Origin of the sequence: Kutzneria chonburiensis (assembly GCF_028622115.1) — a bacterium.
Lineage (GTDB): Bacteria > Actinomycetota > Actinomycetes > Mycobacteriales > Pseudonocardiaceae > Kutzneria > Kutzneria chonburiensis.
On the sequence record NZ_CP097263.1, the window covers coordinates 9,217,239 to 9,243,177 of the forward strand.

Below are 25,939 nucleotides of genomic sequence, written 5' to 3' on the forward strand. Positions count from 1 at the left end.
CCGGCCCGGTTTCCCTCGGGGCCCGCGGTCAGCGGTTGGACGACGGGAACCGGCCGTCGCTGCGGCCGAGCGCGATCAGCTGGGTGTACTGGTCCTGCCAAGAGCGCTCGGTGGTCAGCAGGTCGGACAGCCGCTGCACCCAGGGCTCGTCGACCGGCGGCGCCGCGGTGGCCAGGTGCCGCTTGGTCTCGTCGCGTGCCTTGATCCACTCGTCCAGGGTCGGGCCGAGTACGGGGCCACCTGCTTGTTCGGGCATACGGCGACCGTACTGCGCCGTTTCTTCGCTGTCCGCCCCCGCTGGGGTACAGTCGGCTGGTCAGGGCCTCAGTGGTCGGCAGTCCGCCGGCACGATGTCCGGACCCAACCCGGCTCGGTGGTCACCGGCCGGAGACGGGAGCACCGGCTTGCAGCCGGAATGCCTGCTCGACCTTCGCGTTTTACCTTCTTCTTCGATGCCGTGGTGCCGGTCATGAGGCGCATCACGCGGACGGACCGGTCCCGCACCGTGGCCGGCGGAATCGGCCAGGAGCGCGCCGACGCGGCCGAGGCGGTACTCGCCGACCAGCAGGCCCGGGCCACCATCACCGTCGCGGGCAACGCCCTCGACGTCGGTGACTGCCGGGAGCTGCTGTGCATGCTCGGGCTGGACGAACAGCCGTCCCGGGCTGTGCGCGTCTCCGTCTGACCGGGCTCGCTCGCCCGACCGGGTCCGAATCGGGCCACGGCGTCGGGCGTAGGCGCACGCCCCCACAACGAAGAAGAGGACTCCCATGACTCAGGGAACAGTCAAATGGTTCAGCGGCGCCAAGGGATTCGGGTTCATCGCGCCCGCGGCCGGCGGGCCTGACCTGTTCGTGCACCACACCGAGATCGAGGGTTACGACTTCGGCGGCATCGCCGACGACCAGGCGGTGGAGTTCGAGGTCGGCGAGGGGCGAAAAGGACCGCAGGCGGTCAGCGTCCGCATGCTCTGAGCCGGGCCCGCTCGGCTCGTGGCCGTCACGGGCCGAGCGCAAGCCAGTCGTCGATGGACGCAAGCAACGGCGCTTTGCTCGCGTCCGGTGCGAACGAGGCTTCGACGCCGGCCCGGGCCAGCGCGGCCAGCGCCGCGTCGTCGTAGCCGAAGTGCGCGCGGATCCGCTCATACTCGGTGACCAGGTCGGTGCCGACCGAGGCCGGCACGTCGGTGTTCACGGTGACCAGCAGCCCGGCGTCGACCAGCCGTGGCAGCGGGTGGGTCGGCCAGGACGGCACCAGGCCGAGGCCGACGTTGGAGGACGGGCACACCTCCAGCGGCACCCGCAAGTCCCGCAGCCGGGCCACCAGGTCGGGTGATTCCAGGCAGCGGATGCCGTGACCGATACGGGCGGCGTGGCCGAGGTCCAGGGCCTCGACGATGCTGGCCGGCCCGGCGTCCTCACCGGCGTGATGGACCAGCCGGACACCGGCATCCCTTGCCGCGTCGAGAAGTTCGGCGAACGGCGCGAGCGGGTGCCGCTCCTCGCCGGCCATCCCGATCGCCACCACCCGATCGTGTTTGCGGGCCAGGTCGAGCGTGGCGGCGAAGCGCTCGGGGGACCGTCGCCGGGAGTGGTCCAGGATCACCGTGAACTCCGGGCCCAGGCCGTCCAGCACGGCGTCGAGCGGCATCTCCAGGTCGCCGAGCCGCTCGCCGTGCGCGGCGGCCGTGAAGGTCACCTCGCCGTAGCGAACTCCCTGCGCCCGCTGGTCTTCGCTGAACTCGGCGGCGATCCGGGTGAAGTGCTCCGGCTTCCGGAGACACTGCCGTACCAGCGAGTTGTGGTCGGCGAACGAGCGGAAACTGTCGAATTCCGTGGTGTCCGAGGCGAAACCGAGCTCGGCCAGCGTCGACGGCCGGATCGTGCTCTCCAGGTGGACGTGCAGGTGCGCCTTGGGCAGCGCGGCCAGGTCACGCATGCGAGTACTGGTCGGCGTAGCGGCGGGCCAGCCAGGCGCAGACCATCAGCTGCATCTGGTGGAACAGCATCAGCGGCAGCACGATCAGGCCGACCGAGGCCGCCGGGAACAGCACGCTGGCCATGGGCAGGCCGCTGGCCAGTGACTTCTTCGACCCGCAGAACACGATGGCGATCTCGTCGGCGCGGCCGAACCGGAGCCGGCGGGCCAGCACCGTGGTGGCCACGAGGACGAACGCAAGCAACGCGGCGTTGCATGCGAGCAGCAGGGCGAGCGAGACGACGGACAGTCGGCCCCAGATGCCGGCGACCACGCCCTCGCTGAATGCGGCGTACACGACCAACAGGATGGATCCCCGGTCCACGTAGCCCAACATCTTTTTGTGCCGGGTCAGGAACGGGGTGATCCACCGCCGCAGCACCTGGCCGGCCAGGAACGGGGCCAGCAGTTGGAGCAGGATGTCCCGGATCGAGTCGAAGGAGACGCCGCCGCTGCCGTTCACGATGAACACCGTGACCAGCAGCGGGGTCAGCACGATCCCGATCAGGTTGGAGAACGAGGCGCTACAGATGGCCGCGGCCACGTTGCCGCGGGCGATCGAGGTGAAGGCGATCGAGGACTGCACGGTCGACGGAAGGCAGCACAGGAACAGAACTCCGGAGTACAGGTCCGGGGTGAGCACCGTCGGCACCAGCAGCCCGCACAGCAGGCCGAGCACCGGGAACAGCACGTACGTGCAGGCCAGCACCAGCGTGTGCAGCCGCCAGTGCTTGAGGCCGTCCAGCGCCTCCCGAGTGGACAGCCGTGCCCCGTACAGGAAGAACAGCAGGCCGATGGCGACGGTCGTGACGTGCCCGAGTCCGGTTGCGGCCGTCCCGCGCGCGGGCAGGATGGCGGCCAGGCCGACCGTGGCCAGCAGCAGGAGGATGTACGGATCTATCCGCAGCCGGGACATCAGCGCAGCATAAGCACGGCATTGACCTGGAGTGCGCTCCAGCGCCTAGCGTTGTGGCGACACTCACGACCGAATGGGAGACGACGTGCGAGTCGGCGTCCACATCACCAAGTTCGACAACCCGGCGGGCTCCTCGGCCGTCGCCGCTGAGCTCGCCACCACCGCGCGCGCCGCCGAGGCCGCCGGCGTCGGCTGGATCTCCGTGATGGACCACTACTTCCAGATGGAGCACAACGGCGGCGCGACCGACGACATGCTCGAGGGCTACACCACGCTCGGCTTCCTGGCCGCGCACACCTCGACCGCCGAGCTCAGCCTGCTGGTCACCGGCGTGACCTACCGCAACCCCGGGCTGCTGGCCAAGATCGTCACGACCCTGGACGTGCTGTCCAACGGCCGGGGCACGCTCGGCATCGGCGCCGCCTGGTACGACCGGGAGCACGCCGGTCTCGGCGTCAACTTCCCGCCGCTCAAGGAGCGCTTCGAGCGGCTGGAGGAGACGCTGCAGATCTGCCGGCAGATGTTCGACCAGGGCAACGACGGGCCGTACGAGGGCAAGTACTACCAGCTGGCCGAGACCATCAACCACCCGCCGGCCGTGCGTTCGCCGCGCCCGCGCATCCTCATCGGCGGTGGCGGCGAGAAGAAGACCCTGCGCCTGGTCGCCCAGTACGCCGACGCGTGCAACCTGTTCCCGAGCTCGGTCGAGGAGGTTGCCCACAAGCTCGACGTGATCAAGGGCCACTGCGACACCGTCGGCCGCGACTTCGCCGAGATCGAGGCCACCCTGACCACGCGGTCCGACGACCTGGACACCTTCGTCGCGCAGATGGAGGACTACGCCAAGCTCGGCATCAAGACCGTGATGATCGCCCCGCCGACCGGCACGCCGTCCCGGTGGATCGAGGAGTTCGTCGCACCGGCCGTGCAGCGCGTGGCCGATCTGTGATTCCCGCGGTGGCCCCTCGGTTTCCGAGGGGCCACTGTGGTCTCGGGGCGTCTTTCTGACGCCCCTTTTCCTTTCTCGGCCCGGCGCCGCGACTTGACGAGGTCGCCGCGCGGGGCCGACCCACTTCGTACAGTCCACTATGGACTTTCCATCGGCGCGGCCGATGTCGTTTGCCCCTACTGCGTGCAATGCGCCTTGAGCCATGGCGCGGTGACACCGATGCTGAACCGGCCAAGCACGGATGGCCTGTGCGGCGAAGGCCGGTGTCCCAGGCCGCTAGTGGAGGAGTGGACGGAAACCATGCCTGCAGAACAGAACCCGCGGGACGTCGCGACGTTCGTCCAGCAGTGGTACGACCTGCTCAGCGACCACGAGCCCGTCGAGCGGCTGCTGCCGATGGTCGCGGACGACGGCCTGGAGATGGCCTTTCCCGAGCGCACCCTGCGCGGCCACGCGGACTTCCGCGACTGGTACGTCGCCGTCGGCGAGGCGTTCTCGGACCAGACGCACACCGTGGAACTGCTGAGCAGCACCGACAACGGCGACACGATCGACATCGCGGTCACGGTGGTGTGGGAGGCGACCAACAACGCCGACGACTCGCGCTCCAAGTTCCGCGTGAACCAGACGTGGCAGCTGGTGAAGACCGCCACCGGCCCCGTGATCAGCACGTACGCCGTCGGCGACCTCGTCGCCATCTGATCGCGGCGACCGGCAAGGTAGGAGGGAACACCGTGGCGGACAAGTACGATTTCATCGTGGTGGGCGCCGGTTCGTCCGGCTCCGTGCTGGCCGACCGGCTCAGTGAGATCCCTGGCGCCACAGTGTTGGTGCTGGAGGCGGGCGCGGCGTCGGTGCCCGACAGCGTCGACGTGCCGCACCGCTGGGCGGAGCACCACTTCACCGATCTCGACTGGGCCTACTTCAGCGTGCCGCAGCCGGCGTTGGACGGCCGCAAGGTGTACGCCGCTGGCGGCAAGGGCGTCGGCGGCTCGACCAACCTGTACCACATGATCCACCTGCGTGGTGAGCCGCTGGACTACGACAACTGGGCCTACCACGGCGCGACCGGCTGGGGCTGGAACGACGTGCTTCCGTTCTTCCAGAAGCTGGAGAACCAGGAGGACGACACCAATCCGACCGCCGGCCACGGCGGCCCGCTGAACATGATCAACGCCGGCACGCACGCGCCGAACCCGTTGTCCCAGACGTTCATCGACGCCTCGGTCGAGCTCGGCCACGCCTACACCGACGACTTCAACAAGTCGCTGACCGGCGCCGGCTGGCATCACCTGGACATGAAGGACGGCAAGCGGTTCGGCGCCCGCGCGGCGTATCTCGAGCCCGCGCTGGCCCGGCCCAACGTCACGTTGAGCGCGAAGTCCTTCGTCAGCCGGCTGCTCTTCGACGGCAACAGGGTCACCGGAGTCGAGTACATTGTGGACGGTCAGGTGCGGACGGCGAACGCCGGCACCGAGGTGATCCTCGCCGCCAGCGGCCTGCAGACGCCGAAGATCCTCATGCTGTCCGGCATCGGACAGCCCGAGCACCTCGGCCAGTTCGGCATCGAGACCAGGGTGGCCCTGCCCGGCGTCGGCGAGAACTACCACGACCACGTGCTGATGGTGGCCCCGGTCAACATCACCGACCGGCTGGCGCCGGAGCCGAACCTCCAGATGTCCGAGGTCTGCCTGTTCGCCAACACCGGTGGCTGGCCGGTGCCGGACCTCCAGATCGGCTTCGTGCACCGGGCCCAGTTCCAGGCCGAGCCGGACGTGCGCAAGACCACCATGATCCCGGGCCTCGTCCGGCCGCTCTCCCGCGGCACGGTCCGGCTGGCCAGCGCCGACCCGACCGAGAACGTGCTGTTCGACCCCGGCTACCTGTCGCACCCGTCGGACCTGGAGCGCATGGTGCAGGCCTTCGAGCTGGGCCGGGACCTGTTCAGCACCAAGGCCTTCGCGGCATGGGGCGTCAAGGAGGTCACCCCTGGCTCCGATGTGGCCACCAAGGCCGAGGTCACGCAGTACGTCAAGGACAACGTCGGCTCGTACTACCACTACGTCGGCGCCTGCAAGATGGGCACCGACAACCTGGCCGTCGTCGACCCGCGGCTGAAGGTCTACGGCGTCGAGGGCCTGCGCATCGCCGACGCGTCGGTGATCCCCGAGGTGCCGACCGGCAACTGCCAGACCGCGGTGATGATGATCGCCGAGCGCGCGGCCGAGTTCATCAAGGACGACCTGAGCCGGAGCGTGTGAGCATGCCCGCCGGTGAGGTGTACGACTTCGTGGTGGTGGGCGCGGGATCCGCGGGGTGCGCGGTGGCGCACCGGCTGGCCACCCGTACCGACGCCACGGTGCTGCTGATCGAGGCCGGCGGGCCGGACACCCGCCCGGAGATCCACGACGAGCGGCTGGCCGCCACGATGTCGCTGTGGGGGCCGAGCGAGATCGACTGGGGTTACGTCACCGAGCCGCAGGACGGCCTGCACGGGCGGACCGTGCCGGTCGCGCGCGGCAAGGTGTGGGGCGGCTCCAGCTCCATCAACGCGATGGTCTACGTGCGGGGCAACCGCAGGGACTTCGATCACTGGCACGAGTTGGGCAACACCGGGTGGGGCTACCAGGATGTGTTGCCCCACTTCAGGGAGATGGAGAACTTCGAGGGCGGCGCGTCGGGCTACCGTGGCGCGGACGGTCCGCTCAGCGTGATCTACCACTCCGACCCGACCCCGGTCGCCGACCGGCTGTTCGAGGCGGGCGCCGAGATCGGGCTGCGCGCCGAGGACCGCCGGTTCGACTACAACGCCGAACACCAGGAAGACACGGTCTTCTATTACCAGGCGACGAAGACCCGGGAGCACCGGCGGGCCAGCACCGCCGTCGCCTACCTGCGGCCGATCATGGACCGGCCCAACTTCACCTTGCGCAGCAACGCCCAGGTGAGCCGGGTCGTGATCGAGCACGGTCGGGCCGTCGGTGTCGAGTACATTGTGGACGGACGGGTCGAGCGGGTGCGGGCCGACCGCGAGGTCGTGCTCAGCTGCGGCGCGTACGAATCGCCGAAGCTGTTGATGCTCTCGGGCATCGGGCCGGCGGCAACCCTTGCCGGGCATGGCATCGACGTCGTCGCGGATCTGCCCGGGGTCGGGCAGAACCTACAGGACCACATGATTCTCGGCGTGGTCTACCTCAGCAAGCAGGAGCAGCCGTCCGAGCCGACGCTGATCGCCGAGACGGGACTGTTCACCCGCAGCAGCCAGGTCGGCCCGGACGCGTCGCCGAACGTGCAGTTCAAGGTGGGCGGCCTGAAGTTCGTCAGCCCCGAGCTGGACCGGCCGGGACCCGGCTTCACGTTCGCCCCGGTGATCGTGCAGCCGCGCAGCGTCGGCACGATCGGCCTGCGCTCCAACGATCCCGCCGCCACCGCGGTGCTCCAGCCGAACTACCTCGCCGACCCCCACGATGTGGACACCTTCGTCGAAAGCATCGAGCTGGCGCGAACGCTGGCCCACACCAGCGCGTACGCCGAGTTCACCGACGTCGAGATCGCGCCGGGTCCCGAGGTGCGCAGCCGGGCCGAGCTGGCCGAGTTCGCGCGCCGCAACGCGGGCACGCTCTGGCATCCGGTCGGCACCTGCTCGATGGGTGAGGTCGTGGACAGTGAACTCCGCGTGCGCGGCGTCGACGGACTGCGCGTTGCGGACGCCTCGGTGATGCCGAAGATCGTCGCCGGCAACACCAACGCGGCCTGCATCATGATCGGGGAGAAGGCCGCCGCGCTGATCAGCGCGGCCAACCTCACTGTCCATAGTGGAGCTTCGGAGGGTTAGATGCCCAGCGAGAACGAGAAGCTGTACCTGAAGTTCGCCGACATCTTCAACCGGCGCGACTACGACCAGCTCGACGAGGTGATGGTCGCCGACTTCGTCGACCACCACCCCGGTCTCGTCGACGTCACCAGCCTCGAGGTGTACCGCAAGAACCTGGCCGGCGTGATCGATGCGCTCGAGATGGTCGCGACGCCCGAGGACGTGGTCGGCGCGGGCGACCAGGTGTTCACCCGGATCCTGTTGACCGGCAAGCACGTCGGCGACTTCCTCGGCCAGGCGCCGACCGGCAACGAGCTGCGCTGGTACACCCACGAACTCTGGCGCGTCGAGGACGGCCGGTTCGTCGAGCGCTGGGCCGTCGACGACCTGCTGACGCTGGTCGGGCAGCTGGGCGTGCCGCTGCCGTCCTGGGGCGACTGACACATCCACGGATTTTCGGAGGGGACCATGGAAACGACGAAGGACATCGTGACCCGGTACTACGCGCTGGCCAACGCCGGCGACTGGGACACCTGGTGCGACCTGTTCGCGCCGGACCAGGTGATGGACGAGCAGCTGGCCGGCCACGTCGAGGGCCGCGCGACGCTGCGCGAGATGATGAAGGGTTTTCCGCAGACCTACACCAAGTTCGCCAACGTGCCCGCGCACGTGGTGGTGGACGGGGAGCAGGCCGCGGTGGTCTCCCACATCTCCGCCGTCACCACGAACGGCGAGGAGATCGAGGCCGACGTCTGCAACTACTTCGTGGTGCGGGACGGCCAGATCACCTACATGGCCAACTTCCACGACAGCGCGCCGTTCGCGCCCGTGCTGGGCAAGTGAGGACGCGATGACCACAGCGGTTGCCGTGCGCTGGGCGCACGTCGGGCTGAACTGCCGGGACCAGCGCGTGACCGAGGAGTTCTACGTCCGCTGGTTCGGTTTCCAGCGGGCCAGGGTGGTGGAGGCCGATGGCGTCCGGGTGGTGTTCCTCCGGCACGACAACGTCTATCTCGAACTGTTCGGCACCGACGCGAAGCCGGCACAGGACACCGAGAACGACGGGCCGCAGAACCCCGGCACCGTCCGGCACCTCGCGTTCCAGGTGGACGATGTCGACGCGTTCCTGGCGCGGGCCGACGGCCGGCTGCCGGTCTCGTTGGGCCCGTTGCGGTTCGACGAGTTCATCCCGAACTGGAAGACGGTGTGGGTGACCGATCCCGACGGCGTGGTGATCGAGGTCAGCCAGGGCTACGTCGACCAGGATCCGGCGGAGCTTGCCCGGATCGGATGACGCACTTGACGCAGTAGCGGTCGGTGACCGCCCGCAATCGGCCGACCACCCTACCGTCGAACGACATTACAATCTCGACCGAGGAGATCCAGCATGCGTGCTCGATCCATTGCGGCCGCGCTGCCCAGCGGCTCGGCCCGCAAACCCGTTCTCCTACTCGCCCTCGGCACCTTCGCGCTGGGCACGGACGCGTTCGTCATCAGCGGCGTGCTGCCCCGCGTCGGCGCCGACCTCGGTGTCTCGCTCAGCGTCGCGGGCCTGCTGATCACCGTGTTCTCCGGTGTCTACGCCGTCGGCGCGCCGGTGATCGCCGTGCTCACCGGCAACATGTGCCGCCGTAGGGCGCTGTTGATCGCCATGAGCGTGTTCGTGCTGGCCAACGTGGTGGCCGCGATCGCGCCGAACTACGCGATCATGGTCGTGGCGCGGGTGGTCGCGGCGCTCGGCGCGGCGATGTACACGCCGGCGGCCTCGGCCGTGGCGGCCCAGCTGGCCGCACCGCAGGAACGTGGCCGCGCGCTGGCCGTCGTGCTCGGCGGGCTGACGCTGGCGACCGCGCTCGGCGTGCCGCTGGGCACGCTCGTCGGCCAGGCCGCCGACTGGCGCACCACCTTCGTGTTCGTCGCGGTGCTCGGCCTGATCGCGCTGGTCGGCCTGGCCCGGTCGCTGGAGGCGATGCCGTCCACCGGTGTGGCCTCGCTGCGTCAGCGCATCGTCGTCGCGGGAACCCGCGGTGTGCCGAGCTCCTTGCTGGCGACCGCGTTGTCCATCTGCGGCGTGTTCGTCATCTACACCTACCTGGCCTGGTTCGCCGGCCTCACCGCGGGCATCACCGGCAGCCTGCTCACCGTGGTGTACCTCATCTTCGGCATCTGCGCGGTGATCTCCAACCTGGTCGCCGGCGTGCTCATCGACCGGATGGCGCCGGCCAAGGTCGCGGTGATCTCCATGGCCGGCCTGATGGTCGCCTTCCTCGCGCTGTCGGCGCTCGCCCGGCTCGGCACGCCCGGCGTGGTCGCCGCGGTGGTGCTGTGCGTGATCGTCGCCGTGTGGTCGCTGCTCGGCTGGATGTTCAACCCGGCGCAGCAGCAGCGTCTGCTCGGTGTCGCCGGGCCGCACGGGCCGGTCGTGCTGTCGCTGAACGCGTCGGCGCTCTACCTCGGACAGGCGATCGCCGGCGTGATCGGCGGCGTGCTGCTGACCAGCGGCCCGTCGGTGCTGCCCATCGCCGCCGTCGGCTGCGAGGTGCTCGCCGTGGGCGCGATGTTGATCTCGGCGCGCCGGACCGCACGGCCCGTGGTGCCCGCGGCGGAGCCTGCGGCCACACCCGCTTGATCTGAGAATCCCTTACCAAGGGGGAGACGAGACATGACTACGACCATCGATACCGGTGTCCGTATGACGGCGCCGCCGAAGCTCTTCGTCGACGGCGAGTGGCGCGACGCCGAGGGCGGCCGTACCCAGCCCACGCTCAACCCGGCCGACGGCTCGGAGATCGCCGACATCGCGCACGCAAGCGTCGCGGACCTGAACCGAGCAGTGCTCGCGGCCCGCCGCGCGTTCGACGAGGGTCCGTGGCCGCGGATGGCGGCCCGTGAGCGGGCTCGGGTGCTGCTGAAGGTCGCCGACCTGATCGAACGGGACGCCGAGGAGATCGCCGTCCTCGAGACGGTCGACATGGGCAAGCCGATCATGTTCTCGGCCCCCGAGGCATCCTGGGTCGCCGGCATCTACCGCTACTTCGCCGGGCTCGTGGCTGATCTGGGCGGTGTGACCAGGCCGAACCTGCCGCAGATGCTGGTGTACACCCGGCGTGAGCCGATCGGTGTCGTCGGCGCGATCACGCCGTTCAACCACCCGCTCGTGCTGTCCGCGGCCAAGCTCGCGCCCGCGCTGGCCACCGGCAACGTGGTGGTGCACAAGCCGTCCGAGGTGACACCGCTGTCGGCGCTCAAGATCGCCGCACTGTTCGCCGAGGCCGGTCTGCCGGCCGGCGTGTTGAACGTGGTGACCGGGCCCGGCGCGGAGCTGGGCGAGGCGCTGGTCGCCCACCCGGCGGTCGACAAGATCTCGTTCACCGGGTCGACCGCGATCGGCCAGGGCATCATCCGCGCGTCGGCGGACGGGCTGAAGAAGGTGACGATGGAGCTGGGCGGCAAGTCCGCCAACATCATCTTCGCCGACGCCTACCTGGACCAGGCGGTGCAGAACGCGTTCTTCGGCATCTTCTACAACAAGGGCGAGATCTGCACCAGCGGCTCGCGGCTGCTGGTCCAGCGGCCGGTGTACGACCAGGTGGTGTCCGCGCTGGTCGAGCAGGCCGGGGCGACCCGGCCCGGCGACCCGCTCGACCCGTCGGTGATGATCGGCCCGCTCGCGCACGCCGGCCAGTTCAACAAGGTCAGCGAGTACGCCGCGATCGGCCGCGACGAGGACCGGGCCGAGCTGCTCGTCGGCGGCGGGCCGGCTCAGGTGGCCGGCGGCGAACGCGGCTTCTACTTCGAGCCGACGATCTTCGGCAACGTGCGCAACGACATGCGCATCGCGCAGGAGGAGATCTTCGGCCCGGTGCTCGCGGTGATCCCGTTCGACACCGAGGAAGAGGCCATCGCGATCGCCAACGGCACGCAGTACGGCCTGGCCTCGGGCGTGCACACCAGCGACATCCGGCGCGGGCACCGGGTGGCCGCCGCGATGCGGGCCGGCACGTGCTGGATCAACACCTACAACCAGTTCGACCCGGCGGTGTCGTTCGGCGGTTACAAGGCCTCCGGCTACGGGCGGGAGTTCGGGCCGGAGAGCCTGAACAGCTACACGCAGACCAAGTCCGTGTGGGTGGATCAGTCGGTCTAGTTTTCCCCGGTGAAAGGGCCGCCCGCGAACCTCGCGGGCGGCCCTTTGCCGTCCTCTGTGGAAGCCCACCCGGGAGTCGAACCCGGTGCCAACGGTTTTGCAGACCGTCACACGACCGTCGTGACGTGGGCCAGAGCAGGTCTCCTCGCGAGTACCCGTGGGCACAACAAAAAAGCCGCCACGAGATCGCGGCGGCTGCATCGACGAACGTCGAGAGCCGACCCCTACAGCGGCAGCTGACAAAGCATGGCGGGACTCCTTCGTTCGGTGACTGCGGATAGAGTGCCTCGGCGGCAGCGTTGCCGTCAACGGTATTTCCTCAGTCCACAGTGGAGTATTTGTCATGCCTCGACTGCTGCTGGTTCGACACGGCGAATCCGAGCACACGCTGCGCGGCCCGGAAGGACTGACCGCGGTGGGCCGACGACAGGCCGTGGATGTGGTCGAGCGGCTGGGAGTGGAGGGGCCGGCTGTCGTCTACTCGTCCACGGAGGTGCGGGCGATCGAGACGGCGGCGGTGATCGCGGAGCGGCTCGGGGTCGGCGTGACGCAGGACTGCGGCCTGTGCACCTGGCACACGCCGCCGGAGGCGACGGGCATGACCGCCGGGGAATTCCAGCGGCGCTTCGGGGTCGACGGCGGTGGCGTATTCCGACCGTTCGAGACGGGCAACGAGGCGTGGGCGGAGCTGGTCCTCCGGGTCAGCCGCACGCTGCTCGAACTGGCGGCGCGGCACCGAGACGAAACGGTGATCGCGGTCGGCCACAAGGAAACGGTCGAGGCATCACTGGTGACGTTCGGCAACCAGCCGTTGCTGCGCGGCTTCGACATGGCCATCGGGCCGGCGACCATTACCGAGTGGACCACCGACGGTGACCCGACGGCCTGGCCGCCACCGCGGTGGACGCTGTGCCGGCTGGGGGCTTGATCGGCCGGCCGGGTGTTGTCACGGCCGCGTTGCCTGGGTAGCGTCGAAACGGCCTGGCGCACAAGGGAGTGTGGACGATGATCGCTGCATCGCACCCGGACGTCGCGGCCGCCACCGCGGCCGGCAGCATGGCGCTGGCCAATCAGCTGGCCCGGACTGCCCGAATCTACCCGGACCGGGTGGCGTTGCAGCTGGACGAGACCCGGCGCACCTACACCGAGCTCGACCGCCGGGTCAATCGGCTGGCCAGGGCATTGCGCGAGCGCGGTGTGCACGCGGGCGACCGGGTGGCGGTGCTGGCCACCAACCACATCGAGACCGCCGAGGCGTTCTACGCCGTCCTGCGGCTGGGCGCGATCGTGGTGCCGGTCAACTTCCGCTTGGTGGCGGGCGAAGTCGCCTACATCGTGCACGACTGCGCGGCCACCCTGATGATCGTGGATCCGGTCACGGCCCCGCTGGCTGAGGCGGCACTGTCCGAAGTGGACTGTGTACGGTCCACCCTGTGCATCGGTGACGACTTCGAGGCGGCGCTGGCCGCCGAGCCGGACGACGACCTGGACATCGTGGTGCCGGAACACGATCCGGCCTTCATCATGTACACCTCGGGCACCACCGGTCGGCCCAAGGGCGCCGTGCTGACCCACCGGAACCTGGTCATGGCCGGGATGCTGCAACGCATCGCGGCCGGCGGCAAGTGTCCGAACGGCGAAGTCGTGCTGCTCGGCGTGCCGATGTTCCACATCGCCGGCATGGGCACCGCGCTGGGTCGGCTGCTCGGCGGCGACCGTGTGGTGATCTACTCCGGCACCGGCTTCGACCCGGCCGGCGTGGTCGATCTGCTGGCGCGGGAACAGATCACGACGACCTTCTTCGTGCCGAGCCAGTGGCAGGCGATCTGCGCGGTGCCCGGCGTCAAAGAGCGGAACTTGGCGCTGAGCAACATAACCTGGGGCGCATCGCCGGCCACGCCGTCGACCTTGCAGGCACTGGCTGACACCTTCCCGAACGCGGCGGCGTTCACCGCCTTCGGGCAGACCGAGACCTGTGCGACGGTGTGTCTGCTGCGCGCGGAGGACGCCGTGCGCAAGCGTGGGTCGATCGGCACGCCGATCCCGGGCCTCGAGGTGCGGATCGTCGACGAAGAGCTGCGGGACGTGAAGCCGGGCGAGGTCGGCGAGATCGTCTATCGCGGCCCGGTGATCACCCCCGGCTACTGGGGCAAGCCCGAGGCCACCGCCGAGGCGTTCGCCGGCGGCTGGTTCCACTCCGGCGACCTGTGCAAGGCCGACGAGGACGGCTTCATCTGGGTGGTGGACCGGAAGAAGGACATGATCATCTCCGGTGGCGAGAACATCTACTGCGCCGAGGTGGAGGCGGTCATCGACAGCCATCCCAAGGTGGGCGAGGTGGCCGTGATCGGGGTCAAGCACGAGAAGTGGGTGCAGACGCCCGTCGCCGTCGTCACCGCCGCCGACCCGGCCGACCCGCCCACGTTGGACGAGGTCGTCGAGCACTGCCGGGACAAACTCGCCTCGTACAAGAAGCCGACCGCGCTGATCGTCGTCGACAGCCTGCCCCGCACCGCCACCGGCAAGGTGCAGAAGTTCGAGCTGCGCCGACTCTACGCCGACTAGCCGACGAAGGTCAGAAACGGCACCCGCATCTCGGCAGGTGTCAGCGAACCGTGCACGCCGACGAGCGCGGACTCCATCTTTTCCTTGTCCGAGCGGATGATGCCGATGTCGTCCAGTGCGACCGCGAGCACGTCGCCGATCCGCGGCCGCACGCGGTCGGCGACCGGGCCGAACCAGTACTCGTCGATCGCCTGCTCCTGGCTGACGACGATTGCCTTGTCGCCCAGCATGTCCTGCCACCTCGCCCGTACGTCCGGCGCGGCACCCGGCTCGGTGTAGACGTGTCGGGCCCGGGGCTCGCCGCCGAGCAGGCGAACTCCTTCCCGTAGCGGGGTTCGGTGTCGAAGTCCACTGTGGACTTCATCTCGACCATGCCGTGGTCGGCCGTCACGGCCAGCAGCGCACCCGGCGGCAGCGCGTCGACCACGGTGGCGATCAGCCGGTCGATGTGGTTGAGCTGCCAGCGCCAGGCGTCCGAGCCCGGGCCGTAGAGGTGACCCATCGTGTCCAGATCCCCGTGGTACGCATAGCAGAACCCGCTGCGGTTGGCCGCGATCTTGGAGCTCAGGTCGCCCAGCGCGAACACCGGCTCGAACACGCCGCCGCGCAGCACGCTCCGCGTCAGGCCCGAGCCGCGTTGCAGCATCGGCGCCGCGATCGTCACGTCAACGCCCGCACGCTCGAACGCCGTCGGCAGCGGCTGAATCTCCTCCGGCACCAGCGTTTCCCGCGCATCCACGCCGTCGACCCGCCACGGCAACGCGTACAGCAGCTCCGGCGCAGCGAAGCTGTAGCCCACGATCCCGTGCTGGCCCGAGGGCAGCCCGGTGCCGAACGTGGACACGCTGGTCGCCGTCGTGCTCGGGAATCCCGCCGTCACCGGCTCCGTGCCGATCGCGTGCCGGGCCAGGAACGGGGCCTCGTCGGCATGGGCGTGCAGCAGATCCCAGCCCAGGCCGTCGATCACCAGCAGGCAGGCCGCCGACACCCGCTCGACGCCCAGCACGTTGTCAAAGCCCGCCGCACCGAGCGCCGCGAGCAGCGACGGCGTCACCTCGCACAGCGAGCGTTCACCGTAACGCGGCAGGATCATGTCGACCACGCAGGCAGACTAACGCAGCCGCGGCGATCAGCTGGGTACTTCCCGCCAGGGCAAAGGCGATCGTGGACCCATTGTGGTACACGGGAAGCCACGCTGCCGGGGCCAGGGCGCTGCCGGCGAAGCGGAAGCCGGAGACGACCGACACCGCGCCGGCGCGGTTGCCGGGGACGGCGCTCATGGTCAGGTTCTGGAGCGACACCGTGAGCATCGCGGACGCGGCGCCGGCGACGGTCCAACACACGGCCAGCGACCACAGGGCACCGGTGAGGCCGATTGCGGCGATCAGACCGGCGCCGGTGATCGCGCCGATCACGCCGACGGTCCTGGCGCCGACGCGGTCGCAGACCATGCCCCAGACGGGGCCCAAGACCAGGCCGGCGAGGCCGAAGCCGACCAGTGAGACGCCGGCCATTTCCGGCGATGCGCCGAGGAAGTCGTGGGCGTACAACGCGACCAGGAAGGGCAGCCCGGCGCCGCCCAGGAATGAGGCGACGGCGCTCGTGGACAGCAAACCCATGCGCACGCTCAGCAGCGGCCGCCACGGTGGTGCCGATGTGCCGGGTCGTGGCTCGCCCAGCGGAGGGACGAAGGCCAGGGCCACTGATACCACCGCGACCACGGCGAAACCCAGTCGCCAGTCGATGCCGGCGGCGAGGCCACCGATGAGCGGCGAGAACGACTGGCCGCCGGACATACAGCTGGCGTACAGGCCGACGGCGCGTCCGAGTCGCTCCCGCGGCACGAGGTCACCGAGGCTGGCGAGCAACAACGGCGAGGTGAATGCGTTGGCCGCGCCCAGGACCGCCCGCCCGGCGAGGAAGATCTCCAGGTTCGGCGCGACCATGCAGCCCAGCGACGCCACCACGAACACCAGGTACGCCGCCCGGACGGTCCGGCGAACGCCCCAGCGCTCGCCCAACGTCCCCGACACGAGTTGCAGCAGCGCGAACGGGATGAAGTACACCGTCACGGACCCGGCGGCGTCGGTCACGGAGGTGTGCAGCGACTGGCTCAACTCGGGCAGCATCGGCGCGACCAGCCCGCCGGCCAGCGGTCCGATGGTCGCGCCGGCATAGACCGCCACGAGCCGAATCCTGCTCACGTCCGCCATGCCCTGATCTTGCCGCGTCCAGGGATGGGATCAACGGGCCGATCGGAGGCCAAATGGGATTGATCAGATGTGCACGACGGCCGGTGCGGTGCTCTGACGCACGGTCAACCGCGGCGGCAGCAGGTGCACCTCGGGCTCCGGCGGGCCGGCAAGTTGACGGATCGTCATGCGCACGGCGAGATCGCCTACTTCCGGCGCGGGTATGGCCACATTGGTCACGGCGACGGCGCCGCTGTCGGCCATGGTGTCCGGGCAGACGGCGACAACCGAGATGTCCTCCGGCACACGGAGACCACGGCTGGCCAAGCCGCTGAGGACGTCCGACAACACGGCCTCGTTGTGCACGACCAGGCCGGTGACGGGACGCTGTGCGGCGAAAACCTGGTCGAGGCAGGCCATCGCGGCGTCGTAGGAAGGGCCGCACGGATGGACGGTGGCCTGCACGCCACGATCGGCGGCGGCGTTGTCGAAGCCGCGGCGGAAACGGCCGGCGAAGCTGGTGCCGCGGCGGTAGACCTCGGGCGACGGGCCGATCAGCGCGATGTCCCGGTGGCCGAGGTCGGCCAGATGCCGCACGCAGGTCGCGCCGGCGGCGGTGAAGTCGAGATCGACGCAGCTCAGGCCCTTGTGCTGGTCCGGAAGCCCGATCAACACGGCCGGCCGGTCCAGCGCGGACAGCATCGGGATGCGGCCGTCCACGGACTCGATGTCCATCACGATCAGGGCGTCGGCGATGGACGAGGACGCCACACGACGTAACTCGGCCGGACCGTCGTCCTTGGTGAGTAACAAGAGGTCGAGCCCGTGCTCACGGGCCGAGGTGACGACCGACGACACGAACTGCATGATCACCGAGAGGTTGAGGTCCTGCCTCAGCGGCACGGCCAGCGCGAGCACGTTCGTGCGGCTGCTGGCCAGCGCCCTGGCACCGGCGTTGGGGTGGTAGCCCAGGTCGCGGATGCACTGCTCGACCCGCTGCCGGGTGCCCGGCGAGATGCGTCTCTTGCCGCTGATCACGTACGACACCGTGCTCGGTGCGACGCCGGCCGCCCGCGCGACGTCCACGATGCTCACCACGGCGGCCCTCCACGACTACAGGATGCGGTCTCGTCCCTCAACCGCCATTCTCCTCATCCTGGCGCGAAATGTGTCATAAATCTGATCAGACGACGCGTTGGTGTCGTGTTCGCTGTACAGCAGCCAGCAGTGGTTGATGCCGATCAGCAGCCGCTCCAGCAGCTTCCGGGCCGACATGCCCTCCTTCACCAGCGAGATCACGATGTCCCGCGGCAGCTCGCCGCCGGCCAGCCGGCTGAAGACCAGCACCGCGAGGTCGCCGGTCAGGTCGCCCTGGGGCACCGGCCGGAAGGCGTCGGACAGCTCGCCGTTCGAATCACGCCGCATGGTCATGATCGCCGCGTCCAGCCAGTGCACCGCCGCCACCGCGGCCGAGGTCGCGTCGATCTTGGTGTACAGCTCGGGCGGCCCGATCGGGTCCTTCTCGAAGTACGCGTGGGCCGCGGCGACCTGGTTCGGCTGCGGATCCGACCGGGTCAGCACCACCGCCTGGTTGGCCCGGCCGGTCAGGTCGCCCAGCGCCGCCTTGCGCAGCGCGTCGATCTCCGCCTCGACATCGGCCACGGCCTGCTGGGTGACGTCGAAATCGGCGATCCGGTGCAACGTCCGGCCGACCATGTGGCCGGCTTCCAGCACGTCGCTGTCACAGACCCGCATGTGGTTGCCGACCGGCAGGTGCGGCTCGCGCATGGCCCCGGTGACCAGGTCGACGGCCAGCTGGTTGCGGGCCCGGCTGAGCGCCTCGTCCGGCTGGTCGACGGCCTCGGTCAGCGGATGGGTGTAGGTGCGCCACAGATGCTCGGACAGCAGGGTCAGCTCGTAGGCCAGCTGTAGGCCGTGCTCGGGACCGGGCAGATCGTCGCCGAACGCCACGACGGTCTCCGCGACGTTGCCGATGCCGACGCTCCACACCGCCAGCAGGACGTTTCGGGTCCGGTCGTAGGCGTACTCGGTCACCGGCACAGGATCGCAGATCAACTTGTGAACCGCCGCCACCTCGGTCCACCTGTTCGTGAGATCTGCACTGCCCACTCAGGCGGCCTGCGGCTGCACCTTCCGGCGAACCATCGGCTCGGCCCGCACCGTGACCGGCTCCGGGACCCGTTCCAGCGGGGCCGGGGCGATCGGCCGATGCACGCGCCGCAGCACGAGCACGGCGGCGCCGGGCAGCGCGGAGATCAACGTCAGCACGCCGTAGACCACGGCGGTGGTGACACCCTGCGTGGCGCCGAGCCCGGCAGCGGCGAACGCCAGCGCGGCGACGCCCTCGCGCGGACCCCAGCCGCCCACGTTCAGCGGCAGGCCCATGGCGATCAGGGCCAGCACCAGCAGCGGCAGCAGCTGGCCGACCGACGCGGTCGAGCCGGCCGACCGCGCGGCGACGATGAACAGCGACAGGTGCCCGGCCAGCGTGGCCGCCGACAGCAGCACGACGGCCGGCCACGAGCGGCTGCTCAGCAGGCTGCGGCGGATGTCGACCAGCGTGCGGGCCAGCGCCTCGCGCCAGCGGGGCAGACGGGAGGACGTGGCCAGCACGACGACCGCCGCGATGACGGCCAGCACGCCGAGCGCGATCGCCGCCTGCGGCGGCACGAGGTCCCCGATGACCTGGCCGATCAGCGTCGGATCGGTCAGCAGCACGCCGACACCGACGGCAAGGATGGCCAGCTGCCCGCCGGTCCGCTCCAGCACGACGGCCCGCACGCCCCGGCCGACGTCACCGGTGTCGTGACCGTTCTGCACGGCCCGGTGCACGTCACCCAGCACGCCGCCGGGCAGCACCGCGTTGATGAACAGCGCCCGGTAGTAGTCGGCCACAGCGGTGCGCAGCGACAGCTTCAGCCCGAGGCGGTCGGCGACGATGCACCAGCGCCACGCGCTGAACAGCGTGGTCAGGAAGCCGATGCCGAGCGCGGCGGCGATACCCAGGAGGTTGATCTCACGCAGGCCGTCCACGAAGGCGCCGGTGCCCAGCCGCCAGAACAGGATGCCGATGATGGCCGCCCCGGCGACGATCTTCAGCCACGGCCAGATCGCCCGCATCATGCCGGCACCGCCAAGACGTCCACGTGCCCGACCGTGCCGCTCAGCCGACCCGCGTCGACGGCGTCCAGCCGCTGGCGCAGGTAGCTCGCGGCCTCGGCGGCCAGCTCCGGGCGCTGCTCGACGGCCGCGCCGACCCAGCCACGCAGCCACTCGACGGTCAGCTCGGGGTTCGCGGCCCCCAGCTGCCACGGGCTCTGGGCCACCCGCACGTCGACGCCGAACTTGCGGAACGACTCGACGACCGCGGCCGGGGCGTCCGGGCCGAGCAGCCGTCGACCGTCCTGGACGCGGCGCTGGTGCTCGTTGAACGCCGCGGTGATCTCGGCGTCGAGCGGGTCGGCGGGGGACAGCTCGACCTCGCCGAGCACCGAAAGCGTGAACAGCGCGGGCACACCGGCGCCGGCACAGGCGGCGGCGAGCCGGTCGACTTCCTCGGTGGTGAGGATGTCGAGCAGCGCGGATGCGGTCACCAGCGAGGTGCCGGCGAGGTCCTCGGCGGTGACGCCGCCGAGGTCGCCCAGCCGGGTCTCGACCGTGACAGGAGCGGTAGAGGGCACATCCATATACACGTGCCCCAGCAGATCTGGTTCACGGTCCTGCATGATCCAGTGCTGCGGATTCGGCAGCAGCGGGCTCAGCCAGCGGCCCAGCGAGCCGGTTCCGCAGCCCAGATCGCGGATGACGAGCCGGTCCCGGCCGGCGAACAGCCGCACCAGCCGGTCGACCAGCTCACCGGAGCGGGCGGCGGCGTCCACCGGCTCCCGCAGCGTCAGCCACTCGGGGGTGAACTCCGCGTCGCCTGCGTCAACACTGCGGCCAGTCGGTTCGTCGTGTGCTCCCACCCGTGCAGCATGTCACGCCGGTCCCGAGCCGCCTTCCGGAGTCGTTCCCGCAGGTCAGCATCCGTGAGCCAGTTCCGGAGCGCGGTCGCGAGCCCGGTCGCGGGGACGAGCAGCCCGGGCACGCCGCCGTCCGGCGCCCGGCCGACGGTCTGCGGCAGCGGGTCGACATCGGTGGTCAGCACGGGGATACCGCGGGCGAGTGCCTCGGTCACGACCATGCCGTAGGTCTCGGCGCGGGACGCGAGCACGAACAGGTCGGCGGCGTCGTAGCGCTGTTCCAGAGCCGGGCCGTGCAGCGGGCCCACGAACTCGATTCTGGAGTCGTTTTGAAATTGGCTCAAGTGAGCCGGCGCCTGTTCCAGTGCGCCGACACACACCAGGCGCCAGTCCAGGTCGTTGATCGTGGACAGCGCATCGATCAGCAGGTCGTGGCCCTTGCGCGGGGTCACCGACGCGACGCAGAGCAGCTGCGAGGCGCCGTCCGTGCCCCGGGCCAGCGGTGAACTGTCGACACCGGGATCGGCGCTGTGAACTAGGTTCACCGACAGGTTATGGTGTGAAGCCAGTTCACTGGCGGCCCAGGGGCTGGTGGCGACGACCGCGTGTGCGGAATGCAGGACTTTTCGTTCGCGGCGGTCGAGTTCATCGCGGACGTCGTTTGCAAGACCGGTCTCGGCCGCCAATCTGAGGTGGACCAGCACGACGACCCGCAACCGACGAGCAGCCGGCACGACTATCTCTGGAATGCCACACGCGACCAAACCGTCAAAAAGCACCAGTTCGCCGGAGTCGAGGTGGTCGAGCGCCGTCCGCAACTCTGCCAGCGCCGCCGCGTCAGGACGCGGCCAGTCGCCGCCGGCCAGGATCTCGTGCACATCCCAGCCCAGCGACGACAGGCCGGCGCTGACCCGCCGGTCGTAGACATTGCCGCCGCTGGGCGCGGCGAGGTCGGCGATCCCGGCCGGCCAGACCAGGTGAACCCTCACAGGGACCGTTCGTAGCTGGCCCAGGCGTTGTGCGACTCGTGCAGCGTGACCGCGATGCCGGACAGCCCGCCGGCCGAAGGCCCGAGCGCGCCGGCCTTGGTCCGCTCGGCCAGCCGGTCGGCGATGACCTTGGCCAGGAACTCGGTCGAGGTGTTGATGCCGGCGAAGTCCGGCTCCTCGTCCAGATTGCGGTAGTTCAGCTCGCCGAGTAGCTCGCCCAGCTGCTGGCTCGCCAGGCCGATGTCCACCACGATGTTGTCGTCGTCCAGCTCGGCCCGCTTGAAGGTCGCGTCGACCACGAACGTCGCCCCGTGCAGGCGCTGGGCCGGCCCGAACACCTCGCCCTTGAAACTGTGCGCGACCATGATGTGGTCGCGGACGGTGATGCTGAACAAGGTCATCCTCCTGACGGGTAAACGATGCGGTGACACAGCGCCGGCAGCCGGCCGTCGGCCAGCCGCGGCATGACCGACGGCAGGTCGGCGAACTCGCTCGAGCCGGTGATGAGGGCGTCGAAGACCGGATCGGCCAGCAGGTCCAGCGACAGCGCGAGACGGCTGGCGAAGGTGTGCCGGCCGCGGCGGGCCGCCGGGATGGTGCCGACCTGGCTGCTGCGCACGACCAGCCGCCGGGAGTGGAAGAACTCGCCGAGCGGCACGCTGACCTGCTTGTCGCCGTACCAGGACAGCTCGACGACGGTGCCCTCCGGCGTGAGCAGCTCCAGCGCCCGGGTCAGGCCGGCCGGGGTGGCGCTGGCGTGCACGACGAGGTCGCAGCCGTCGGCCGCCTCCTCCGGCGTCACGAACTCCACGCCCAGCGCCGAGGCCACCGCCGCCCGCGATTTGTCGACATCGACCAGCTGCACCCGTACGCCGGGGAACTTGGCCAGCACCGCGGCGACCGAGCTGCCGACCATGCCGGCGCCGATGACCGCGATCCGGTCGCCGAGCAGGGGAGCGGCGTCCCACACCGCGTTGACCGCCGTCTCCACTGTGCCGGCCAGCACCGCGCGCTCGGCCGGCACCGAATCCGGCACGACGGTCACCGCCGTGGCCGGCACGACGTACCGTGTCTGGTGGGGATAGAGGCTGAACACGGTCCGCCCGACCAGGCCCGGTTCGCCCGCCTCGACCACACCGACGTTGAGGTAGCCGTATTTCACCGGGGCGGGGAACTCGCCCTCCTGGAACGGGGCCCGCATCAGGTCGTGCTGGTTTGCCGGCACGGCGCCGTGGAACACCAGGGTCTCGGTGCCCCGGCTCACCCCGGAGAAGAGCGTTCTGACCAGCACCTCGCCGGGGCCGGGTGGGGTCAGCCGCACCGGGCGGAGCTCGCCTTCGCCCGGACGTAGCAGCCAGAACGCGTGTGCGGTCAGGTCCATTTGAACCCTTCTATCACAGCGGACGTGTTCTGACCGAGGCGTGAGGACGTGGAGGCGCGCGGTGACCACTCATATTCGGCACGTATCGACAGCGACACCCGGCGTGGTCGCTGGGCTCGGCGCGCAGGTGCTGCTGCTGACCCTGCTCTGGGCGGCGTTGCGGATCGGACCGAGCGCGCTGGCCGCCGGGTCCGCCTGCGCGGTGGTGACGTGCGCAACCCTCGGTTATGCCCTGCACCGATCGCGGGCCAGGACGTTCGGTCAGGCCAACTGGGTCACGCTGTTCCGGGCCACTTTGGTCGGTGGGGTCACCGCGCTGGTGGCCGACGGCCTCATGCACGGTCCGGCGACGGCCGCCATCGTGGCGCTGTCCGTGGTGGCGTTGATCCTCGACGGCGTCGACGGGCAGGTGGCCCGGCGGACCGGGACCGCCACCGCGGTCGGGGCGCGGTTCGACATGGAGGTCGACGCCTTCCTGATCCTGGTGCTCAGTGTGTTCGTCGCCGCGTCGCTCGGGCCGTGGGTGCTGATCATCGGCGGGATGCGGTACGCCTTCGTCGCCGCCAGTTGGGTCGCGCCGTGGCTGAAGGGCGCGCTGCCGCCCAGCTTCGCCCGCAAGACCGTCGCCGCCGCGCAGGGCGTGCTGCTCGTGGTCGCCGCTTCCGGTCTGCTGCCGGTCGTCGCTTCCCTTGCCGTGGTGGGGATCGCGCTGGCGTCGCTGGTGTGGTCGTTCGGCCGGGACGTCATCTGGTTGTGGCGCAACCGGTAGGCCGTTACCCGGCGGGTAATCGCCTTGCCGCGCCGACACGCCTAGCGTCGTCGGTGACGGGAAGAGGAGGCGAGCACCATGACCACCCGGAGACACCGCCTGCTGCACGTGGTGATGAAGATGGACCAGGCCGGCTCGGCCGGCTACGTCGTCGCCGCGCTGGTGACGACGCCCATCCTGCTGCTGATCAGTCCGCTGCGGCACCTCATGTGGCTGGTCGGCCTTGTCCTCGGCATCTCGGGCCTCGCGTTGGGGCTGCTGGGTTTCCTGATGGCCTGGGGGCTGACGGTGTCGATGACCCGCAACGAGGAGATCCCCGAGCACATCCTGCGCTCGGTGCGCATGGTGTCGACCCGGCTACCGAAGGCGTAGCCGGACTGCCTTGGGCAGGCCGGCGACCACGCACTCGTAGGAGTGCTCGATCATCTCCTCGAGCTGGTCGGGCGGCACGTCGCCGTCGAGGCGCACGGTGTTCCAGTGCTTCTTGTTCAGGTGGTAGCCGGGCGTGACGGCCTCGAACTGCTGGCGCAGGTGCATGGCCAGGCCGGGCTCGCACTTGAGCGAGACGGAAGGGTTGGCGGGGGCGAGGATGGCGAACACCTTGCCCTCGACCTTGTAGACGTCCAGGCCCGGCCCGAAGGGATTCTCCTCGGTGACCTGGGGGAACTGGAGGGCGAAGGCGGCAACCTCGGCGGGCGTCACGGGGCGTCCCACCGCACGTGCACGGCGTCGGGCTTGCGGAACACGAGGCCGGCGGGGGTGGCGGCGTCGGTGAGCGCGAGCCCGGGCAGGCGGTCCAGGACGGTCTCGACGGCGACCCGGGTCTCCAACCGGGCGAGGTCGATGCCGAGGCAGAAGTGCGGCCCACGGGCGAAAGCCAGCTGGTGGCGGAGATTCGGCCGCAGCAGGTCGAAATCGTCCGGGCGGTCGAACAGGGCCGGATCCCGGTTGGCGGCGGTCAGCGACACGGTGACGAGATCGCCGCGGGCGATAGTTGCCCCGGCCAGCTCGACGTCGCGAGTCGCGTAGCGGTCGACGACCGCGGCGGCTGGCTCCAGGCGCAGTGATTCCTCGACGGCGTCAGGGATCCGGGACGGATCGGCGCGGACAACGTCCATTTGGGACGGATTGGTCAGCAGGTGCAGCAACAGGTTGGCGATCATGCCCTCGGTGGTCTCGATGCCGCCGAACATCAGCACGGCCGCGTTGGACACCACCTCGGGCAGGGCCAGCGCCTGGGCGGCCTCGGCCAGCAGCGAGGGTTTGGCGGCCGAGCCCTCGATGTGCGCGCGCAGCTCGCCAAAGGCTTGCGCACCCAAGGGATCTGGCTGGTCCGGTGCGTGGCCGGCGGAGATCTCGGCCACCGCGGACACGATGGCGTCGTACCAGGCCAGCACGCGTTTCGCGTCGGTGCTGTCCAGGCCCAGCGCGTCGGCCATCACGGCGACGGCCAGCGGGCCGGCCAACGCCCGCCGCAGCTCGGCCCGACCGGTCGCGACGAAGCCGTCGACCAGCCGACCGCACTCCGCCCGTACGAAATCGCCGAACCGGTCCTCGATCTCCCGCGGCCGGAACTGACGGGAGAACGGCGCCCGGTGCCGGGCATGCTCGTCGGCGTCCAGGGAGAGCATCGACGGGCCGACCACCTGCGCGGTCGAGAAGCGAGGGTCGTCGACGGTGAACGTCGCCGCGTCCTTCATCACCTGGAGCGCCAGGTCGTGCCGCGTCACCAGCCAGCCGTTCAACGCCGGCAGCCACGACACCGGCTCGGCCGCGCGCAGGCGGGCCAGCAGCGCGTGCGGGTCCGCGGTGAGCTGCTCGACCGACGCCGCCGCGCCGATCGGGTATCCGGCCGCGAGTGGGGACATGGCCCGAAGCTACCAGCCGTAAGCTGGCCGGGTGGAAATCTGGATCAACCCCGCCTGCTCCAAGTGCCGGTCCGCGCTGTCGATCCTGGACGAGGCCGGCGCCGACTACACCGTGCGCCGCTATCTGGAGGACCCGCCCACCGAGGCCGAGCTCGCGGCCGTGCTCGACCGGCTCGGGCTGGAGCCGTGGGACATCGCGCGTACCGGCGAGGCCGTGGCCAAGGAGCTCGCTCTCAAGACGTGGGAACGGACCGACGCCACCCGCGCTCAGTGGATCACCGCGCTGGCCGGGAACCCGATCCTGATCCAGCGCCCCATCATCACCGCCGACGACGGTCCGGCCGTGGTCGGCCGCACCGAGGAAGCCGTCCGCTCGGTGCTGGACTGAC

The 25,939-nt window shown here is 70.0% G+C and carries 29 protein-coding genes, 1 tRNA gene and 1 pseudogene; 16 read left to right on the plus strand and 15 right to left on the minus strand.

Annotated features, from left to right (window positions below):
• Window positions 1-28: 28 nt before the first annotated feature.
• Entirely contained in the window at window positions 29-256 is a 228-nt protein-coding gene (locus M3Q35_RS42795) for a hypothetical protein (protein ID WP_273938301.1), read from the minus strand.
• A gap of 213 nt (window positions 257-469) precedes the next feature.
• Between M3Q35_RS42795 and M3Q35_RS42800 the strand changes: the two genes are divergently transcribed.
• Window positions 470-685, plus strand: a complete 216-nt coding sequence (locus M3Q35_RS42800) for a hypothetical protein (RefSeq protein ID WP_273938302.1) — start codon at window positions 470-472, stop codon at window positions 683-685.
• An 85-nt stretch (window positions 686-770) separates the two neighbouring features.
• A complete protein-coding gene (locus M3Q35_RS42805; protein ID WP_273938303.1) occupies window positions 771-974 on the plus strand; it encodes a cold-shock protein in 204 nt (67 codons plus the stop codon).
• A 25-nt stretch (window positions 975-999) separates the two neighbouring features.
• Here the strand turns inward: M3Q35_RS42805 and add are convergent, their stop codons facing one another.
• Window positions 1,000-1,938, minus strand: a complete 939-nt coding sequence (gene add / locus M3Q35_RS42810) for an adenosine deaminase (protein ID WP_273938304.1) — start codon at window positions 1,936-1,938, stop codon at window positions 1,000-1,002.
• Entirely contained in the window at window positions 1,931-2,893 is a 963-nt protein-coding gene (locus M3Q35_RS42815; RefSeq protein WP_273938305.1) for a bile acid:sodium symporter family protein, read from the minus strand. The genes add and M3Q35_RS42815 overlap by 8 nt, the downstream gene beginning before the upstream one ends.
• 85 nt (window positions 2,894-2,978) lie before the next feature.
• Between M3Q35_RS42815 and M3Q35_RS42820 the strand changes: the two genes are divergently transcribed.
• From M3Q35_RS42820 to M3Q35_RS42860, 9 genes are all read left to right on the plus strand, one after another.
• Window positions 2,979-3,842: an LLM class F420-dependent oxidoreductase gene (locus tag M3Q35_RS42820; RefSeq protein ID WP_273938306.1), complete on the plus strand. Its 864-nt coding sequence runs from the start codon at window positions 2,979-2,981 to the stop codon at window positions 3,840-3,842.
• A gap of 300 nt (window positions 3,843-4,142) precedes the next feature.
• A complete protein-coding gene (locus M3Q35_RS42825; RefSeq protein ID WP_273938307.1) occupies window positions 4,143-4,544 on the plus strand; it encodes a nuclear transport factor 2 family protein in 402 nt (133 codons plus the stop codon).
• Between the two features lie 32 nt (window positions 4,545-4,576).
• On the plus strand, window positions 4,577-6,103 hold the full coding sequence (locus M3Q35_RS42830; protein ID WP_273938308.1) for a GMC family oxidoreductase: 1,527 nt from the start codon (window positions 4,577-4,579) through the stop codon (window positions 6,101-6,103).
• 2 nt (window positions 6,104-6,105) lie between these two features.
• The gene (locus M3Q35_RS42835; protein ID WP_273938309.1) at window positions 6,106-7,677 is read left to right on the plus strand and encodes a GMC family oxidoreductase; all 1,572 of its coding nucleotides are present in this window, start codon (window positions 6,106-6,108) and stop codon (window positions 7,675-7,677) included.
• A complete protein-coding gene (locus M3Q35_RS42840) occupies window positions 7,678-8,097 on the plus strand; it encodes an ester cyclase (protein WP_273938310.1) in 420 nt (139 codons plus the stop codon).
• Window positions 8,098-8,124: 27 nt separating this feature from the next.
• On the plus strand, window positions 8,125-8,499 hold the full coding sequence (locus M3Q35_RS42845) for a nuclear transport factor 2 family protein (protein ID WP_273938311.1): 375 nt from the start codon (window positions 8,125-8,127) through the stop codon (window positions 8,497-8,499).
• 7 nt (window positions 8,500-8,506) lie between these two features.
• On the plus strand, window positions 8,507-8,950 hold the full coding sequence (locus M3Q35_RS42850) for a VOC family protein (protein ID WP_273938312.1): 444 nt from the start codon (window positions 8,507-8,509) through the stop codon (window positions 8,948-8,950).
• 93 nt (window positions 8,951-9,043) lie between these two features.
• Window positions 9,044-10,285 (plus strand): MFS transporter, encoded by a 1,242-nt coding sequence (locus tag M3Q35_RS42855; protein WP_273938313.1) that lies wholly within the window; start codon window positions 9,044-9,046, stop codon window positions 10,283-10,285.
• Between the two features lie 33 nt (window positions 10,286-10,318).
• Window positions 10,319-11,803 (plus strand): aldehyde dehydrogenase family protein, encoded by a 1,485-nt coding sequence (locus M3Q35_RS42860; RefSeq protein ID WP_273938314.1) that lies wholly within the window; start codon window positions 10,319-10,321, stop codon window positions 11,801-11,803.
• Between the two features lie 58 nt (window positions 11,804-11,861).
• Here the strand turns inward: M3Q35_RS42860 and M3Q35_RS42865 are convergent.
• Window positions 11,862-11,935 (minus strand) — tRNA-Cys (locus M3Q35_RS42865).
• Between the two features lie 211 nt (window positions 11,936-12,146).
• Here M3Q35_RS42865 and M3Q35_RS42870 point away from each other — a divergent pair.
• Both M3Q35_RS42870 and M3Q35_RS42875 read left to right on the plus strand, forming a co-directional pair.
• Complete coding sequence (locus M3Q35_RS42870) at window positions 12,147-12,731, plus strand: histidine phosphatase family protein (RefSeq protein ID WP_273938315.1); 585 nt, start codon at window positions 12,147-12,149, stop codon at window positions 12,729-12,731.
• Window positions 12,732-12,808: 77 nt separating this feature from the next.
• Window positions 12,809-14,368 (plus strand): long-chain-fatty-acid--CoA ligase, encoded by a 1,560-nt coding sequence (locus M3Q35_RS42875; protein WP_273938316.1) that lies wholly within the window; start codon window positions 12,809-12,811, stop codon window positions 14,366-14,368.
• On the opposite strand, the pseudogene M3Q35_RS42880 reads toward M3Q35_RS42875, so the two are convergent.
• The 9 genes and pseudogenes from M3Q35_RS42880 to M3Q35_RS42920 all read right to left on the minus strand — a co-directional run bounded on the left by M3Q35_RS42880 (window position 14,365) and on the right by M3Q35_RS42920 (window position 22,913).
• Window positions 14,365-15,461, minus strand: a pseudogene (locus M3Q35_RS42880) (alkaline phosphatase family protein). The gene M3Q35_RS42875 and the pseudogene M3Q35_RS42880 overlap by 4 nt on opposite strands.
• Complete coding sequence (locus M3Q35_RS42885) at window positions 15,439-16,581, minus strand: MFS transporter (RefSeq protein ID WP_273938317.1); 1,143 nt, start codon at window positions 16,579-16,581, stop codon at window positions 15,439-15,441. The pseudogene M3Q35_RS42880 and the gene M3Q35_RS42885 overlap by 23 nt, the downstream one beginning before the upstream one ends.
• 63 nt (window positions 16,582-16,644) lie before the next feature.
• Window positions 16,645-17,658, minus strand: a complete 1,014-nt coding sequence (locus M3Q35_RS42890) for a LacI family DNA-binding transcriptional regulator (RefSeq protein ID WP_273938318.1) — start codon at window positions 17,656-17,658, stop codon at window positions 16,645-16,647.
• A gap of 15 nt (window positions 17,659-17,673) precedes the next feature.
• Window positions 17,674-18,615 (minus strand): hypothetical protein, encoded by a 942-nt coding sequence (locus M3Q35_RS42895; RefSeq protein WP_273938319.1) that lies wholly within the window; start codon window positions 18,613-18,615, stop codon window positions 17,674-17,676.
• Window positions 18,616-18,690: 75 nt separating this feature from the next.
• On the minus strand, window positions 18,691-19,704 hold the full coding sequence (locus M3Q35_RS42900; protein ID WP_273938320.1) for a lysylphosphatidylglycerol synthase transmembrane domain-containing protein: 1,014 nt from the start codon (window positions 19,702-19,704) through the stop codon (window positions 18,691-18,693).
• Window positions 19,701-20,546: an SAM-dependent methyltransferase gene (locus tag M3Q35_RS42905; protein WP_273938321.1), complete on the minus strand. Its 846-nt coding sequence runs from the start codon at window positions 20,544-20,546 to the stop codon at window positions 19,701-19,703. Before M3Q35_RS42905 ends, M3Q35_RS42900 begins: the two co-directional genes overlap by 4 nt.
• Window positions 20,474-21,532 carry a glycosyltransferase family 4 protein gene (locus M3Q35_RS42910; RefSeq protein WP_273938322.1) on the minus strand — a complete coding sequence of 353 codons (1,059 nt, stop codon included), beginning with the start codon at window positions 21,530-21,532 and terminating at the stop codon, window positions 20,474-20,476. Before M3Q35_RS42910 ends, M3Q35_RS42905 begins: the two co-directional genes overlap by 73 nt.
• Window positions 21,529-21,927 carry a 6-pyruvoyl trahydropterin synthase family protein gene (locus M3Q35_RS42915; protein WP_273944693.1) on the minus strand — a complete coding sequence of 133 codons (399 nt, stop codon included), beginning with the start codon at window positions 21,925-21,927 and terminating at the stop codon, window positions 21,529-21,531. The genes M3Q35_RS42910 and M3Q35_RS42915 overlap by 4 nt, the downstream gene beginning before the upstream one ends.
• Window positions 21,928-21,929: 2 nt before the next feature.
• Complete coding sequence (locus M3Q35_RS42920; protein ID WP_273938323.1) at window positions 21,930-22,913, minus strand: zinc-dependent alcohol dehydrogenase; 984 nt, start codon at window positions 22,911-22,913, stop codon at window positions 21,930-21,932.
• A 103-nt stretch (window positions 22,914-23,016) separates the two neighbouring features.
• Here M3Q35_RS42920 and M3Q35_RS42925 point away from each other — a divergent pair, with 103 nt between their 5' ends.
• On the plus strand, window positions 23,017-23,682 hold the full coding sequence (locus M3Q35_RS42925) for a CDP-alcohol phosphatidyltransferase family protein (RefSeq protein WP_273938324.1): 666 nt from the start codon (window positions 23,017-23,019) through the stop codon (window positions 23,680-23,682).
• A 78-nt stretch (window positions 23,683-23,760) separates the two neighbouring features.
• Entirely contained in the window at window positions 23,761-24,054 is a 294-nt protein-coding gene (locus M3Q35_RS42930; RefSeq protein ID WP_273938325.1) for a hypothetical protein, read from the plus strand.
• On the opposite strand, the gene M3Q35_RS42935 is transcribed toward M3Q35_RS42930, so the two are convergent.
• Window positions 24,040-24,384 (minus strand): MmcQ/YjbR family DNA-binding protein, encoded by a 345-nt coding sequence (locus tag M3Q35_RS42935; RefSeq protein WP_273938326.1) that lies wholly within the window; start codon window positions 24,382-24,384, stop codon window positions 24,040-24,042. The two genes, M3Q35_RS42930 and M3Q35_RS42935, sit on opposite strands and share 15 nt — an antisense overlap.
• Entirely contained in the window at window positions 24,381-25,550 is a 1,170-nt protein-coding gene (locus M3Q35_RS42940; protein WP_273938327.1) for a cytochrome P450, read from the minus strand. Before M3Q35_RS42940 ends, M3Q35_RS42935 begins: the two co-directional genes overlap by 4 nt.
• Window positions 25,551-25,581: 31 nt before the next feature.
• Here M3Q35_RS42940 and M3Q35_RS42945 point away from each other — a divergent pair, with 31 nt between their 5' ends.
• Window positions 25,582-25,938 (plus strand): arsenate reductase family protein, encoded by a 357-nt coding sequence (locus M3Q35_RS42945; protein ID WP_273938328.1) that lies wholly within the window; start codon window positions 25,582-25,584, stop codon window positions 25,936-25,938.
• Window position 25,939: the final 1 nt, after the last annotated feature.